Below are 14,223 nucleotides of genomic sequence, written 5' to 3' on the forward strand. Positions count from 1 at the left end.
CTTGTGAATTAACTTGCTCGTTTCATGGACCGTTCCGGCTTGCTCCACCTGACCGGAGCGATTCCGCCGATCGCGCTGCGCCTTTCGCCGCGACGCCCGAGCTCGCAGGGGCTCGCGCGGCCTCCGGATTCCTTAAATGAAGCTCGGCCTCGTGTTGGCTCAGGAAGATCTCCCCCGTCAGCTCGTCCAGGAAATGGCTGCGCTGGAGGCGATCCATGACAGGTCCCTTCACTTCGCTCAGATGCAGTCGGATGCCGGCATCGCGCAGGCGGGTGTTGATCGCCTCGAGCGACTCCAGCGCCGACAGGTCCACCTCGTTGACCGCCGGGAACATCAGCACCACGTCGGTGAGATCCGGCTTGTCGGCGGCGAAGGCGCCCAGCTGGTCCTCAAGGTAGCGCGCGTTGGGAAAATAGAGGCTTTCATCCACCCGCAGCGACAGGACGTGCGGCTGTGTTTCTACCTCGTGCCGTAGCACGTTGCGAAAGTGCTCGGTGCCGGACACCCGGCCAACCACGGCCATGTGCGGCCGCGAGGTCTTGTAGAGGTGCACAAGGATCGAAGTCACCACCCCCGCTGTCACCCCCAACTCGACCCCGGCAAACAGCGTCAGCAGGATGGTGACCGAGACGGCGGCGAAATCTGCGCGGCTGAAGGTCCAGGCGCGCGTCAGGATCGACAGGTCTACCAGGCTCAGCACCGCCACGATGATGGTGGCGGCCAGCGTCGCCTTGGGCAGGTAGTGGATCAGCGGCGTCAGGAACAGCGCCGCCAGCGCAAGGCCGATAGCGGTGAAGGCCCCGGCCGCCGGCGTCTCGACCCCCGCATCGTAATTAACGACGGAGCGCGAGAAGCCGCCTGTCACCGGGAAGCCGCCGGTGAAGGCCGCGCCCATGTTGGCGGCGCCGAGGCCGATCAGCTCCTGGTCGGGATCGATGCGCTGGCGCTTCTTGGCGGCCAGGGTCTGGGCGACCGAGATGGATTCGACGAAGCCGATGATCGAGATCAGCAGGGCGGGCACCGCAAGCTGCCGAAGCAGCTCCGGCGAGACAGAGGGCACGGTGAGCGGAGGCAGGCTTTGCGGCACCTCGCCGACGATGGCCACGCCCCGCGCCTCAAGATCGAAGGCCCAAACCGCAAGGGTGGTTGCCACGATGGCCAGCACAGGTCCGGTCTTGGCGCCAATATCGGCCGCCCGCGGGCCGAGACCAGCCCGGCGCAGCAGCGGCTTCAGCCCGCCGCGCACCCAGTAGAGGAACGCCGTGGCCGAGGCGCCGAGCGCGAGGGTGATGACGTTTACCTCGTCCAGATGCGCCCAAAGGCTTTTCGCGATCTCGAGCAGTGTGTGGCCCTCGGCCTCTATTCCCAGGATGTGCCGTAGCTGGCTGGCGGCGATCAGGATGCCGCTGGCGGTGATGAAGCCCGCGATGACAGGGTGCGACAGGAAGTTCGCGAGGAAGCCCAACCGCAGCAGCCCCAAGGCGAGGAGCATCGCGCCGGACAGCGCCGCCAGCGTTAGGGCCGCGGCGACGTAGCCTGCGGTGCCGCTCTCGGCGATGTTGCCCACCGCCGCCGCCGTCATCAACGAGACCACGGCCACCGGTCCCACTGCCAGGGCCCGGGACGTGCCGAAGATCGCATAGAGTAGGATCGGCGCGATGGAGGCGTAGATGCCCGCCTCGGGCGGCATGCCAGCCAGCAGTGCGTAGGCAAGCGACTGCGGGATCAGCATGATCGTCACGATCACCGCCGCCACCGCATCGCCGGTCAGGGCGGTCCGATCATAGCGGCGGCCCCAGTCGAGAATCGGGAAGTAGCGTGACAGTGACATGGCGTCAGGTCCGAAATCTTGTTGGAGCGGCGAACGGCCCTGAGACCGCCCGCCCAAGCCTCAGTCGAAGCGGTTCACCGGCAGCTTCAGGTAGTGATTGCCGTCATCCTCCGCCGGCGGCAGGCGCCCGCCCCGCAAATTCACTTGCAGCGCGGCGAGGATGCGGTCGGGCAGCGGCAGCGTCGCGTCGCGCTCCTGCCGGCGCTTGATGTAGTCGTCGCGGTCCGTGCCGTCCTTGACGTGCTTGTTGTGCGCCTTGTGCTCGTCGACCGTCGCCTCCCACATCGGCTCGTCCCGGTCGGGTCCGCCATAGTCGTGGCCGACGAAGAGACGCGTGTTGCCCGGCAGGGCCAGGATGTCCTGGATCGAGTCCCACAATTCGGACGTCTTGCCCCCCGGGAAGTCGGAGCGCGAGGTGCCGACATCAGGCTGCATCAGCGTGTCGTGCACGAAAGCCGCATCGCCGCAGAGGTAGGTTATCGACCCGAGCGTGTGGCCCGGCGAGAGCATGATCTTCACGTCGAGTTCGCCGATCCTGAAGGTCTCGCCCTCTTCGAACAGCCGGTCGAAGTCGCGCTCCGGGTCGAACGCCTCGGGCAGGTTGTAAAGATCGGCCCAGATCTTTGCGATTTCGGGAACCAGTGCGCCGATGGCGTTGGGCGCGCCGGTGCGCTCCTTGAGGTGCGCCGAGGCCATCACATGGTCCGCATGCGGATGGGTGTCGAGAACCCACTCCACCTCCAACCCATTCTCGCGCACAAGATCCAGCACCTGGTCCATGCTCTCGGTCGAGAAGCGATAGTTCCGGTGGTCGAAGTTCCAGGCCACGTCGATCAACGCCGCCTTCTTTGTCACCGGGTCGGCGCAGATATATTGGATTGAGCCGGTGTCCGGCTCGTAGATGCCCCACACATCGGGGCTGCCGGTCCCGGTGGAGGGCGAGTGGCGGACGACGCGGGACTTCAACGGATCGCTCATTGAGTGGCTCCTTTCGGTGAGAACGGGTTGTCGGGGACGTGGCGGGCGGCCCACATGCCGATCAGCATGAAGGGAACGAAGACAAGAGTGCCAGTCGCCGCGATCGGCAGGGCGGTAAGCGCCGGGCCCGGGCAAAAGCCGCCTAAACCCCATCCGATCCCGAAGATCGTGGCGCCGACGATGAGCTTGGGCTCGAGATCGCTCTTCTGGGGGATGCGGAACTCGCTGTCGAAGAACGGCCGCTCACGCGTTCGTGTGAGCCAGGCGAAACCCGGTGCTGTCACCAGTATCGCGCCTCCCATGACGAAGGCGAGGCTCGGGTCCCAGCTGCCGAAGAGGTCGAGGAAGTTCAGCACCTTGGCCGGGTTGGCCATGCCGGAGACGATCAGGCCGAGGCCGAAGATCAGGCCGGAGACGAGGGCGAAAAGCTGTTTCATGGCGCGAGCCTCAGATCAGGTGACGGGTGATAAGAACGGTCGCGAAGGCCGCGGCCATGAACACGAGCGTCGCAACGATGGAGCGGGCGGAGCCGCGGGAGATGCCGCAGACCCCATGGCCCGAAGTGCAGCCGCTTCCGAACACGGCGCCGAAGCCCACAAGAAGGCCGGCGACAGCCATCAGGACGGGACTCGACGGCACCCATTGCTGCGGCCAGTCGCCCGCGATCAGCAGCCACAGCGGGGCCGCCAGCAGCAGGCCCAGGATGAACAAGGCCGAAACGCCCCGCGCCTCGCCATCGCTGCCGCGCGCAAAGATGCGCGAAGTCAGACCGCTAATGCCGGCGATCCGGCCGTTGGTGGCCATCAGCAGCACCGCCGACGCGCCGATCATCATGCCGCCGCCAAGCGACAGCCAGGGGGTAAACGTGGTTTCCATCTCTCGGCTCCGTGATGGCGCGCAGGAGCGAGCGCGCTTGATGTCGTCTACCGGCCAATATATATCTAATTATGAATATTCAAGGTGGAGAATGTAATGTCCGGCGACGACCTGCTCGAGGGCGACATCAAAAGAGCCTCGGAGCTGATGAAGATGCTGGCCTCCGAAGGCCGCTTGCGAATTCTATGCCGCCTGGTGGAAGGCGAGCGCTCCGTCGGCGAGCTCGCACAGGCCTGCGGCGTCGCTCAGCCCACCATGTCCCAGCAACTCAAGCGGCTGAAGGATGCGGGCCTGATCGAGAGGCGACGGAACAGCCAGACGATCTATTATCGCCTGTCGGGAACTGAGGCCGCGGCGGTGCTGGAAACCCTGCACAGGTTGTATTGCGCGCAATAGGAAGAGGCCGACCACGACCAAGCCGCCTTGTCCCCGTGTAAAGCGATGGTCGACAACATCGCCAGCAGGGATCGAGATCGCCGAAAGGTCACGCAGAATCTACGCACCCTGCCGCCCGCAGGGTCCATCGCCATCCTGCAAGTTTATCTCCTTCCTGCTCAACGTGCTCATAGCGATAAAGACATCCGCCATTCTTGTGACCCGAGTGTTTGGCAACGAAAGCTGCTGCCATCCCCATCTCGAAAAGCCGGGTGATACCTTCGTGTCGCAGGTCGTGGAAACGTAGATCCTCAATCTCGAGCGAGTCGCGGTGGCGACGCCACGCTGTTCCGACCGATGCTGCCTTGAATGGAAATATGAACTCACCGTCTCGAGGCATAGAGAGGATGATCGCCATGGCTTCGTCGGTTAGACTACACCAGACGTCATTGCCCTTCTTCTTCTTCGGATGTTTCATGTCTCGAACCAGGATTTCCTGCTTCTCGACGCGTAGGTCCTCCCAGCGAAGCCGGCATATCTCTCCCAAACGCCGACAGCTATAAATGGCGAATACGATAATCTTCGCGAGGGGAATTTTCTGTCTTTTGTTGGCAGCCGCCGCGTCAAGAATCCTGTTCAGTTCATCGATCGTGGGTCGGCGATCCCGTTCTTCTGAGCGGGCGAGTATCTCGTCTTCCCATAGGTGTTCCATGGCCTCTCTCATGGCGGCAATTGGAAGAGAGAAGCCACGCCTCGAGGCCCATTGCAGCGTGTTCACAAGTATCGTGAGATACCCCGCAACGGTCTGCGGTTGCCGCTCTTCCGCAAGCATGTCGTCCGCGAGCTCAGTCAGACTTTCCAGGGATAAGTCGGACAGCTTCTTCTTTCCAAAGTCGCTTTTCATGACCCAGACGAGTTGTTGCTTCGCCGATCGGCCCAGGTTCTTGTGCTTGGCCAAGCGAGCAGAAATTGCGTCAGCCACCGTATCTCCATTTCGGGCCACAAACTCGACACCATCGATTTCGATCTCGGCAAGCTTTCGCTTCTTCCACTTCCTCGCCATCGCGAGCTTAGAGAAGGTCTTGGTGAAGCTCATGCTTTTCCCAGAGGCGGCTTTCCGGATCTGCACACGATAGGACAGCTTGTCGTTTTTGCCGCGGATCTCTTGAATGTTCGGCTCGACACTGCGAGATCTACCTTTCTTCTTGCGGCGCCGGTCGGCCGATGCCCGAGAGCAAGTATCAAGAGGTGGCTTTGCGCTGTGCGAGGCTTCGGCATCGACCGTCAGTGCTGCGACAGAGGTTGCCGGGCGGGGAGTCAGTTGGGAGTTGGGAAAGGTGATGATCTCTGCGGACATGTGGAGCTTCCTTATTCTGTCTCAGGCGGAAGGTTGGTCCGGGTCCGGAAACCCGGAAATCGAGGTGCTGAGGCTTTCGCGGAGGTCCTCTTGACCGTGAAGGAAGTTGACCGACCAAATTGCTACGGCGTAGCAACTCTGCTCGTGGAACCCGGGAAAACCCGGCATAACGCGGAGAAATGCGCTGATTCCGAGTTCTTGAGGCAGCAGCTATCGTTATGAATACTGCTTTGAAATCAGATGCTTGCGCTGCATCGCGGCTTTCCGTGGCACCCATGATGGACTGGACCGATCGGCATTGCCGCTACTTCCACCGGCTGCTGAGCCGGGAGGCGCTGCTCTATACCGAGATGGTGACCGCGCCGGCGCTGGTGCGGGGTGGGGCGGTGCATCTGCTGGAGCACGATCCGGCGGAGCATCCCGTGGCGTTGCAGCTCGGCGGGTCCGATCCGGCGGAGCTGGCCGAGGCGGCGCGGCTCGGGGCGGCGGCGGGGTATGACGAGATCAACCTCAATTGCGGCTGCCCCTCGGACCGGGTGCAGTCGGGGACGTTCGGGGCGGTGTTGATGAATGCGCCCGAGCGGGTGGCGGAGTGCTGCGCCGCGATGATCGGCGCGCAGCCGCGCGAGGTGACGGTGAAGTGCCGCATCGGGGTCGACGAGCAGGTGCCCGAGGAGGTGCTGCCGCGCTTTCTCGAGGCGGTCGCGGCGGCCGGGGTGCGGCGGGTGGCGATCCATGCGCGCAAGGCGTGGCTGCAGGGGCTGTCGCCGAAGGAGAACCGCGACGTGCCGCCGCTCGACTACGACCTTGTCGTGGCGATGAAGGCGGCGTTCCCCGGGCTGCACATCTCGATAAACGGCGGCATCGCGACGCTCGACGCGGCGCGGGCATTGCTGGCGCGGGGGCTCGACGGGGCGATGGTCGGGCGCGCCGCCTACCACGAGCCGGCGGCGATCCTGCTGCCCGCCGACGCGGCGATCTTCGGGCGCGCGAGCGAGATGACCGCCGAGGATGCGGCGCTGGCGATGCTGCCCTACATCGAGCGCCACCTCGCGGGCGAGGGCGGGCGGCTGATCCAGGTGACGCGCCACATGCTCGGCCTGTTCGCCGGACGCCCCGGCGCGCGGGCCTGGCGGCGGCACCTGTCGGAGAACGGCACGCGGCCGGGCGCGGGGCCGGAGGTGGTCGAGGCGGCGCTGGCGCTGGTGCGGCAGGCGGGGTCGCAGGCGGCCTGAACCGCGCCGACGACCGAGCCCCTTGTTGGCGCCGTGCATTCGGGTCAGGTAGCGGACGACCGGCCCGAGGAGCGCGCGATGGAAGACATGTCCCTGTTGCTGACGATGGCGGCGCTGCTGCTGGGCATCGGCGCCTTCGCCGGGGTGCTCGCGGGGCTGCTCGGGGTCGGGGGCGGCATCGTGCTGGTGCCGGCCTTCTTCTACGCCTTCGCCACGCTCGGCTACGACAGCCCCGAGCTGATGCGGATGTGCCTGGCGACGTCGCTCGCCACGATCATCGTCACCTCCGTGCGCTCGCTGCTCGCCCACAACCGGCGCGGCGCGGTGGAGTGGGACATCCTGAAGGGCTGGGCGCTCGGCATCGCGCTCGGCGCGGTGGCGGGGGTGGCCGTCGCGGCCAGCCTGCGCTCGCAGACACTGCAGGCGATCTTCGGCGGGCTCGCGAGCGTCGTCGGCCTCTACATGCTGTTCGGCCGGCCGCACTGGCGCGTCGCCGAACGGATGCCGGAGGGGCCGGTGCGCTGGGTGCTGTCGCCGCTCATCGGCTTTCTGTCGGTGCTGATGGGGATCGGCGGCGGCTCGTTCGGGGTGCCGGTGATGAGCCTGCACAACGTGCCCATCCACCGCGCCGTGGCGACGGCGGCGGGGTTCGGCGTCATCATCGCGGTGCCGTCGGTGGCTGGCTTCCTGCTGGTGCCGATGTCACCGGACGTGCGCCCGCCGCTGACGCTGGGAGCGGTCAACCTCGTCGCCTTCGGGCTGGTCATCGCGATGACGCTGATCACCGCGCCCTGGGGCGCGGCGCTGGCGCACCGGATGGATCCGGGCCCGCTCAAGCGCGTCTTCGGCGCCTTCCTCCTGCTCGTCGCGCTCAACATGGTCCGCCGCGCGCTGGCCGGCTAGGCAGCTCAGGCGGCGGGCGGCTCGAGCTCGCGCACCTTGAGCAGCGCGAGGCGGTTCTCCTCCTTCTCGACCACCTCGAAGCGGAAGCCGTGGAACGAGAAGACCTGGCCCTGGGCGGGGATGATCTGGGCCTCGTGGATGACGAGGCCGGCGACGGTGTTGGCCTCGTCGTCGGGCAGGTTCCAGTCGTGCGCGCGGTTGAGGTCGCGGATCGTGGTGCCGCCCTCGACGAGGTAGGAGCCGTCCTCGGTGCGCGCGATGACGCGATCCTCGTCGGTGTCGAACTCGTCGGTGATCTCGCCGACGATCTCCTCGAGGATGTCCTCGAGCGTGATCAGCCCCTGCAGCGTGCCGTACTCGTCGACCACCAGCGCGAAGTGGACGTGGCGCTTGAGGAACTCGCGCATCTGGTCGTCGAGGTTCGTGGTCTCGGGGATGAAGTAGGGCTCCATCGCGACGCTCATCACGTCGAACTCGGCGAGCTCCTTGGCCGTCACCTCGCCGTCGTCGGCGAGGCGGTGGAGCGCGCGCAGCATCTCCTTGGCGTGCAGCACGCCGACGATGTTCTCGGGCTCCCCCCGGTAGAGCGGCAGGCGCGTGTGGGTCGATTCGAGGCAGCGGCGCAGGATGTCGCGGGCGTTGAGGTCGGCGTCGATCATCTCGATGCCCGAGCGGTGCAGCATGATCTCCTCGACGAAGCGCTCGCCGAGATCGAGCGCGCCGAGGATGCGGTCGCGGTCCTCCTTCTCGACGACGCCCTCCGAGTGGCCGATCTGCAGCGCGCCGGCGATTTCCTCGCGCACGGCGAGGAAGTGGGCGTTGGGATCGGTGCGGACGCCGAACACCCGCAGCACGCCGCGCACCAGCAGGCGCACGAAGCCGACCACGGGAGCGAAGACCTTCACCACCAGCGAGATCGGCCGCGCGACGAGGGCGGCGGCGCTCTCGGCGTTGGTGATGGCGTAGGTCTTGGGCAGCACCTCGGCGAAGACCAGCACCAGCGCGGTCATCACCAGTGTCGCCAGCGCCACGCCGCCCTCGCCGAACACCCGGGTGAACAGCGCGGTCGCGAGCGAGGTGGCGAGGATGTTGACGAGGTTGTTGCCGAGCAGGACCGAGCCGATCAGCCGTTCGTTGTCCTCGGTGATATCGAGCGCCACCTGCGCGCCGGTGCTGCCCCGGTCGGCGTTGGAGCGCAGCTTGCCCCGCGACGCGGCGGTCAGCGCGGTCTCGGAGCCGGAGAAGAAGGCGGAGAACACCAGGAGCAGCAGGATCGCCCCGGCGGTGATCCAGAAGGCGGCGTCGAGGGTGGCGAGGTCCATGATCATCCCTAAGCGGTTCAGACAGTGGTTATGGGGCTGCGACCCGGGCGCATCAAGGGCGCGGGCGCGCGGGCCCGGGGGCGTGGGGGTGCGCAATGAATGCGCACCCTACGGGGCCCGCGAGGTGCGCGTGTCCTACGGGTCGGTGTCGCGGGGCTGGACGAGGGGGTGGTGGTCGAGGACGAGGGCGCGCAGGCGGGCGTCGAGGACGTGGGTGTAGATCTCGGTGGTGCCGACGTCGGCATGGCCGAGCAGGGTCTGGATCGAGCGCAGGTCGGCACCGCCCTCGAGCAGATGGGTGGCGAAGGCGTGGCGCAGCGTGTGCGGCGTCACCTTTTCGGGCGAGACGCCGCCGAGCACGGCGATCTCCTTGATCAGCGTGAAGAAGCGGTGGCGCGTCAGGTGGCCGTCCTTGCCGTGCGAGGGGAACAGGAAGCGCGACGCCGCCTTGCCCCTGGCTTGGGCGGCGGCCTCGGCGGCGTCGCGCGCCACGAGCCACTCCGCCACCGCCGCGCGCGCACCCTGCGACAGGGGCACCATGCGCTCCTTGCCGCCCTTGCCGCGCACCAGCAGCATCCGCGGATCGCCCCTCGTGGCGGCGACGGGCAGGCTCACCAGTTCGCTCACGCGCATCCCCGTGGCGTAGAGCAGCTCGACGAGGCAGGTGTTGCGCACCGCGTCGCGCGGGGTGGTGCGCGCGGCGGCGAGCAGGCGGTCGACCTCCTCGACGCTGAGCGTCTTGGGCAGCCGCTTCTCGCGCCCCGGGCCGGCGATGCGGATCGCCGGGTTGTCGGCGCGCCAGCCCTCCTCGAAGGCGAAGCGGTAGAGCTGTTTGATCGCCGACAGCCGCCGGGCGCGGGTGGCGCGGGCGAGGCCGATGGCCTCGCAGTCGATCAGGTAGGCCTCGACGTGGCTCTGGGCCGCGTCGGCGAAGTGGGCCGGACGGCGCTCGAGCCAGGCGGCGAAGTCCTTGAGGTCGCGCGCGTAGGCGAGCTGGGTGTTGGTGGCGGCGTCGAGTTCGGCGGCCTGGGCTTCCAGGAAGGCCTGGATCCAGTGCACCATCGGCTGGTCGGCCGGGCTCACGGCGACCGCTCGAGCAGCAACAGCTGCAACGCCGCCCGCCGCGCCGTCTCCTCCAGCCGCACCGCGCGGAAGAAGGCCAGCGCGGTGGCGACGGCCTCCGGATCGCCCGCCGCGCCGGCGTCGAACAGCGCGATGGCGCGCAGGATCGCCTCGCCGAGCCGGTCGCTGTCGGCCAGCGCCATCAGCCGCGCCGGCGGCTCGGCGTCGGTGAAGCCGCGGTGGATCGCCGACTCCATCGTCCCGCGCGGCGCCTCCTGCGGCATCTCGCCGATGGCGACGGCCCGCAGGAAGGCGTCCTCCGCGGTCGCGGGCTCGTGGTCGAGGGCGACCGATTCGTAGTCGTCCGACAACAGCCCGATCCGGTAGGCGAGCCGTCCGGCCGGGCCGTCAAGCTCGCGCTCGAGCAGGGCCGCGCCGAACAGGCGCGCGAAGGCGACCTCGGTGCGGGCGGTGGTCATCGCCTCCCAGGCCGGCGGCAGCGCCGCGGCGAGCTTGTCCGGATCGCGCCCGGTCAGCGCGGCCTCGAATTCCTGCACGGCGGCGGCGCGGTCCCAGACGCTGCCGGAGGCGGCGGGCGCGAGCTGGGTGTAGAGATCGAGCAGCAGGTTGTCGTCGACCGCGCCGACGCGGGCCAGCCGTTCGGCGGCCTCGAGCCGCGCCTTCCAGCCGGTTGTCGGGCGCAGGTCGGCATGGGCGAAGGCGCGGGGCAGGCCCATCGTCGGCATCGCCTCGCCGATGCCCTCGCGGATGCGGAAATCGAGCGGCGTCGGCCGGTCGGGGCGGCGCAGGGGCGGCAGGTCGGCGAAGGTCTCGGGCTCGAGGAAGCGGGTCAGCAGCGCGTCTTCCTCGGCCGACACCGCCTCGAGGGCGCGCGCCGAGTTGAGCGTCAGCGCCGCCGCGGGCCAGTCGCCGCCGTGGGCGAGGCAGAAGATGCGCGCGCTCAGGGTGGGGGCGAGCTCGGGCTTGCCCGCCAGCACCCGGCAGGCCCGCGATTCGCGCCCCGTCAGCAGCGCGACGTCGAAGTAGCGGCGAAACAGGGCCGGGCGGTCGGGGCCGGCGGCCTCGAGCATCTCGAGCGCCGGATCGAGGGCGCCGAGGTCGAGCAGCTTGTCGATGCGCGCCAGGAACAGCAGCCCCTCGCCGCCGTCGGCGCGCGGCGGGTCGGTCTCGGCGAGCAGCAGCAGCCGCAGCAGGTCCTGCATCGCCGGCAGGCCCTCGTCCCACTCCGCCGCGATCAGCGCGGCGAGGGTCTCGGGCTCCGAGCCGGCCCAGAGGCTGCGGGGCAGGCCGCTGACCTCGTGCGGCACCAGCCCGACGAGGTCGGGCGACACCGCGTCGAGCGGCAGCACCGTGACGGCGGGCGCGCTGGCGCTGCCGGCGACGGGCGCTTCGCCCACGCCGGGGGCGGTGCGCAGCGGCTCGGGCTGGCCGGGGAGCGCCGGGCGGGGCGTGTCGAGCGAGTCCGACAGCCAGTCGACCGCCGAGAGCGGCCGCGATCCGGCCGTCACCCCGGCCAGCTCCTGCGCCGCACCGGGCACGGCCCCGCCGAGCCACAGGGGCAGGGCGAGCAGGGCGGCGAGCCTCACTCGTCGGCCCCGAGCGTCACCGGAAGCACGATCTCGCGCTGCGGCGGCTCGAAATCCTGCGGGAAGAAGATGGGGCCGACATAGGCATACGCGACCAGGGCGATGACGCCGAGGACCACGAGGATGAAGAGAAACTTGAAAAGCCGCCAGATCATGCGTCGAACATCTGCCCTGTCCTGCCTCGTGTCCCGTGCCCGCTCGCGCCGCCTGCTCACGGACGGCTGCGGGGGCAACGGGTAAATCATATATGGCATTTGCGGAAAGTTCACGCCATGCAGGGTCAGAAATTCGTCCCGCAGGCGGGACGCAGCCGACGACAGATCATGAAGGCGCGCCGGAAAGCTGATGGCGGAGCAAGAGGATAGGGAACTCAGGGCAGCCGCTCCGCCGGGGCGGCTGAAGCGGACCATCGTGCTGATCGGCATGATGGGCTCGGGCAAGACGGCCATCGGCAAGTCGCTCGCCGCCCGGCTCGAGGTGCCGTTCCTCGATTCGGACCACGAGATCGAGGCCGCCGCCGCCGCCTCCATCGCCGAGATCTTCGAGCGCGACGGCGAGGCGTTCTTCCGCGACCGCGAGACCGAGGTGATCCGGCGGCTGCTGCGCGGCGCGCCGTTCGTGCTCTCGACGGGTGGCGGCGCGTGGCTCGCCGAGCGCAACCGGCGCATCATCGCCGCCAGCGGCACCGCGCTCTGGCTCGACGCCGACCTCGAGCTGCTCTGGGAGCGGGTGCGCCACCGCGCGACGCGCCCGCTGCTGCGCACGGCCGACCCGAAAGGCACGCTGGCGCGGCTGCTCGAGGAGCGCGCGCCGCTCTACGCCCTCGCCGGGCTGAGGGTGAAGGGCGATCCGCGCTTCTCCATCGCCGACATGACCGACCACGTGCTGCGCACCCTCGCGGCGCACCCCGACATCCTGGAGCCTGCCCGATGAGCGCCCCCGACCTCGCCACCGCCCCCAGCGCGGCCACCGACCTGCGCGAGACGGTACGGGTCGACCTGCCGGGGCGCGCCTACGACGTGCGCATCGGCCCCGGCCTGCTGGCGCGGGCGGGCGAGGAGATCGCGCCGCTGCTGCGCCGACCGCGCGTCGCGGTGGTGACGGAGGCGCGGGTCGCCGCGCTGCACCTGCCGGCGCTGCGTGCCGGGCTGGCGGCGGCGGGCGTCGAGATGGTGGCGCTGGAGCTGCCGCCGGGAGAGGCGACGAAAGGCTGGGACCAGCTGTCGCGCACCTGCGAGTGGCTGCTCGAGCAGAAGGTCGAGCGCGGCGACGTGGTGGTGGCGTTCGGCGGCGGGGTCATCGGCGACCTCGCGGGCTTCGCCGCCGCGATCCTGCGCCGGGGCGTGCGCTTCGTGCAGATCCCGACGAGCCTGCTGGCGCAGGTCGACAGCTCCGTCGGCGGCAAGACGGGTATCAACGCCCCCCAGGGCAAGAACCTGATCGGCGCGTTCCACCAGCCCGCGCTGGTGCTCGCCGACACCGCGCTGCTCGCCAGCCTGCCGCGGCGCGACTTCCTCGCCGGCTACGGCGAGGTTATGAAGTACGGGCTGCTCGGCGACGCGGCGTTCTTCGAGTGGCTCGAGCGGCACGGGCCGGGCCTCGCCGACGATCCGGCCGCGCTCGTCGCCGCGGTGCGCCGCTCGGTCGAGATGAAGGCCGAGATCGTGGTGCGCGACGAGACCGAGCAGGGCGACCGGGCGCTGCTCAACCTCGGCCACACCTTCTGCCACGCGCTCGAGGCGGCGACGGGCTATTCCGACCGGCTGCTGCACGGCGAGGGCGTCGCCATCGGCTGCGCGCTGGCCTTCGATCTCTCCGCGCGGCTCGGGCTCTGCGCGCAGGAGGAGCCGAGCCGCGTGCGCGCCCACCTCGCCGCGATGGGCACCCGCGCCGCCATCGCCGACATCCCCGGCGAGATGCCCGGCCCCGACGCGCTGCTCGCGCTGATGGGGCAGGACAAGAAGGTCGTCGCGGGCCGGCTGCGCTTCGTGCTCGCGCGCGGCATCGGCGCGGCGTTCGTGACCGCCGACGTCCCGCCCGATGCGGTGCTCTCCGTGCTCGCCGACAGCCGGGGCTAGCGCCGCCCGCCGGCCGGGGTGTAGCCTGCCGCCAGTCGAGAGTACGAGCGGGAGCAGGTGACATGGCGGACGGACAGTCGGACGACACGGCGGACGGACAGGCGGAGAAGTCCATCGACGAGCCCCTCGCGGAGCACGACGCCGCCGCCGCGCCGCCCCGGGCCACGGTGGTGACGGAGACGGCAATCGTCGCCGGGCCGGAGCTGAAGAAGAAGGATTTCGTCGAGCGCGTCGTCACTCGCTCGGGCCTCAAGAAGCGCGACGCCAAGCTCGCCGCAGAGGCTGCGCTCGCGGTGCTCGGCGAGGCCATCGCCAACGGCGAGGAGCTCAACCTGCCGCCGCTCGGCAAGCTCAAGATCAACCGCCGCAAGGCGCAGGCCAACGGCATGATCTACGTCTGCCGCCTGCGCCGGCCCGATCTCGGCAACGTCGCCGCCAAGGAACCCCTTGCAGACCCCGCGGAGGACGGCTAAAGGCTCCCCCCGATGGGTGATTAGCTCAGTGGTAGAGCGCTTCGTTCACATCGAAGATGTCGGGGGTTCAAATCCCTCATCACCCACCATCCTCCCTTCGCTTGATCTCCGCCCATGACAGGACGA

15 protein-coding genes and 1 tRNA gene are annotated in these 14,223 nt (G+C 68.8%); 7 read left to right on the forward strand and 9 right to left on the reverse strand.

The annotated features are described in order from the left end of the window. Positions 1-22: 22 nt before the first annotated feature. From OG2516_RS01590 to OG2516_RS01605, 4 genes are read right to left on the reverse strand one after another with little or no spacing between them, the layout of a single operon-like run. A complete protein-coding gene (locus OG2516_RS01590) occupies positions 23-1,831 on the reverse strand; it encodes a SulP family inorganic anion transporter (RefSeq protein WP_007253844.1) in 1,809 nt (602 codons plus the stop codon). Between the two features lie 60 nt (positions 1,832-1,891). Beyond that, a complete protein-coding gene (locus OG2516_RS01595; protein ID WP_007253845.1) occupies positions 1,892-2,809 on the reverse strand; it encodes an MBL fold metallo-hydrolase in 918 nt (305 codons plus the stop codon). Beyond that, entirely contained in the window at positions 2,806-3,246 is a 441-nt protein-coding gene (locus tag OG2516_RS01600) for a YeeE/YedE family protein (protein ID WP_007253846.1), read from the reverse strand. Before OG2516_RS01600 ends, OG2516_RS01595 begins: the two co-directional genes overlap by 4 nt. A 10-nt stretch (positions 3,247-3,256) precedes the next feature. Continuing rightward, the gene (locus OG2516_RS01605; RefSeq protein WP_007253847.1) at positions 3,257-3,685 is read right to left on the reverse strand and encodes a YeeE/YedE family protein; all 429 of its coding nucleotides are present in this window, start codon (positions 3,683-3,685) and stop codon (positions 3,257-3,259) included. Positions 3,686-3,781: 96 nt separating this feature from the next. Here OG2516_RS01605 and OG2516_RS01610 point away from each other — a divergent pair, with 96 nt between their 5' ends. Beyond that, positions 3,782-4,081: an ArsR/SmtB family transcription factor gene (locus OG2516_RS01610; RefSeq protein WP_007253848.1), complete on the forward strand. Its 300-nt coding sequence runs from the start codon at positions 3,782-3,784 to the stop codon at positions 4,079-4,081. Between the two features lie 88 nt (positions 4,082-4,169). Here the strand turns inward: OG2516_RS01610 and OG2516_RS19305 are convergent, their stop codons facing one another. After that, positions 4,170-5,417: a site-specific integrase gene (locus tag OG2516_RS19305; protein ID WP_245544266.1), complete on the reverse strand. Its 1,248-nt coding sequence runs from the start codon at positions 5,415-5,417 to the stop codon at positions 4,170-4,172. 218 nt (positions 5,418-5,635) lie between these two features. Here OG2516_RS19305 and dusA point away from each other — a divergent pair, with 218 nt between their 5' ends. Together dusA and OG2516_RS01620 are read left to right on the forward strand one after the other, a co-directional pair. Next, positions 5,636-6,652 carry a tRNA dihydrouridine(20/20a) synthase DusA gene (dusA, locus tag OG2516_RS01615; RefSeq protein ID WP_083788411.1) on the forward strand — a complete coding sequence of 339 codons (1,017 nt, stop codon included), beginning with the start codon at positions 5,636-5,638 and terminating at the stop codon, positions 6,650-6,652. A 78-nt stretch (positions 6,653-6,730) separates the two neighbouring features. Further along, positions 6,731-7,555, forward strand: coding sequence for a sulfite exporter TauE/SafE family protein (locus OG2516_RS01620; RefSeq protein WP_007253851.1), 825 nt, complete (start codon positions 6,731-6,733; stop codon positions 7,553-7,555). Between the two features lie 5 nt (positions 7,556-7,560). On the opposite strand, the gene OG2516_RS01625 is transcribed toward OG2516_RS01620, so the two are convergent. The 4 genes from OG2516_RS01625 to OG2516_RS19835 all read right to left on the reverse strand — a co-directional run bounded on the left by OG2516_RS01625 (position 7,561) and on the right by OG2516_RS19835 (position 11,701). After that, positions 7,561-8,877, reverse strand: a complete 1,317-nt coding sequence (locus OG2516_RS01625; protein WP_007253852.1) for an HlyC/CorC family transporter — start codon at positions 8,875-8,877, stop codon at positions 7,561-7,563. A gap of 135 nt (positions 8,878-9,012) precedes the next feature. Next, positions 9,013-9,939 (reverse strand): tyrosine recombinase, encoded by a 927-nt coding sequence (locus tag OG2516_RS01630; RefSeq protein ID WP_040615308.1) that lies wholly within the window; start codon positions 9,937-9,939, stop codon positions 9,013-9,015. 17 nt (positions 9,940-9,956) lie between these two features. Further along, on the reverse strand, positions 9,957-11,546 hold the full coding sequence (locus OG2516_RS01635; protein WP_007253854.1) for a hypothetical protein: 1,590 nt from the start codon (positions 11,544-11,546) through the stop codon (positions 9,957-9,959). Next, a complete protein-coding gene (locus OG2516_RS19835) occupies positions 11,543-11,701 on the reverse strand; it encodes a hypothetical protein (RefSeq protein ID WP_007253855.1) in 159 nt (52 codons plus the stop codon). The genes OG2516_RS01635 and OG2516_RS19835 overlap by 4 nt, the downstream gene beginning before the upstream one ends. 190 nt (positions 11,702-11,891) lie before the next feature. Between OG2516_RS19835 and OG2516_RS01640 the strand changes: the two genes are divergently transcribed. From OG2516_RS01640 to OG2516_RS01655, 4 genes are all read left to right on the forward strand, one after another. After that, positions 11,892-12,479 carry a shikimate kinase gene (locus tag OG2516_RS01640; protein ID WP_050769098.1) on the forward strand — a complete coding sequence of 196 codons (588 nt, stop codon included), beginning with the start codon at positions 11,892-11,894 and terminating at the stop codon, positions 12,477-12,479. Next, positions 12,476-13,624, forward strand: coding sequence for a 3-dehydroquinate synthase (gene aroB / locus OG2516_RS01645; protein ID WP_007253857.1), 1,149 nt, complete (start codon positions 12,476-12,478; stop codon positions 13,622-13,624). Before OG2516_RS01640 ends, aroB begins: the two co-directional genes overlap by 4 nt. A gap of 62 nt (positions 13,625-13,686) precedes the next feature. Beyond that, positions 13,687-14,097: an HU family DNA-binding protein gene (locus tag OG2516_RS01650; protein ID WP_007253858.1), complete on the forward strand. Its 411-nt coding sequence runs from the start codon at positions 13,687-13,689 to the stop codon at positions 14,095-14,097. Positions 14,098-14,111: 14 nt separating this feature from the next. Next, positions 14,112-14,186, forward strand: a tRNA-Val gene (locus OG2516_RS01655). Positions 14,187-14,223: the final 37 nt, after the last annotated feature.

This window comes from Oceanicola granulosus HTCC2516, from assembly GCF_000153305.1.
GTDB classification, from domain to species: Bacteria; Pseudomonadota; Alphaproteobacteria; order Rhodobacterales; family Rhodobacteraceae; genus Oceanicola; species Oceanicola granulosus.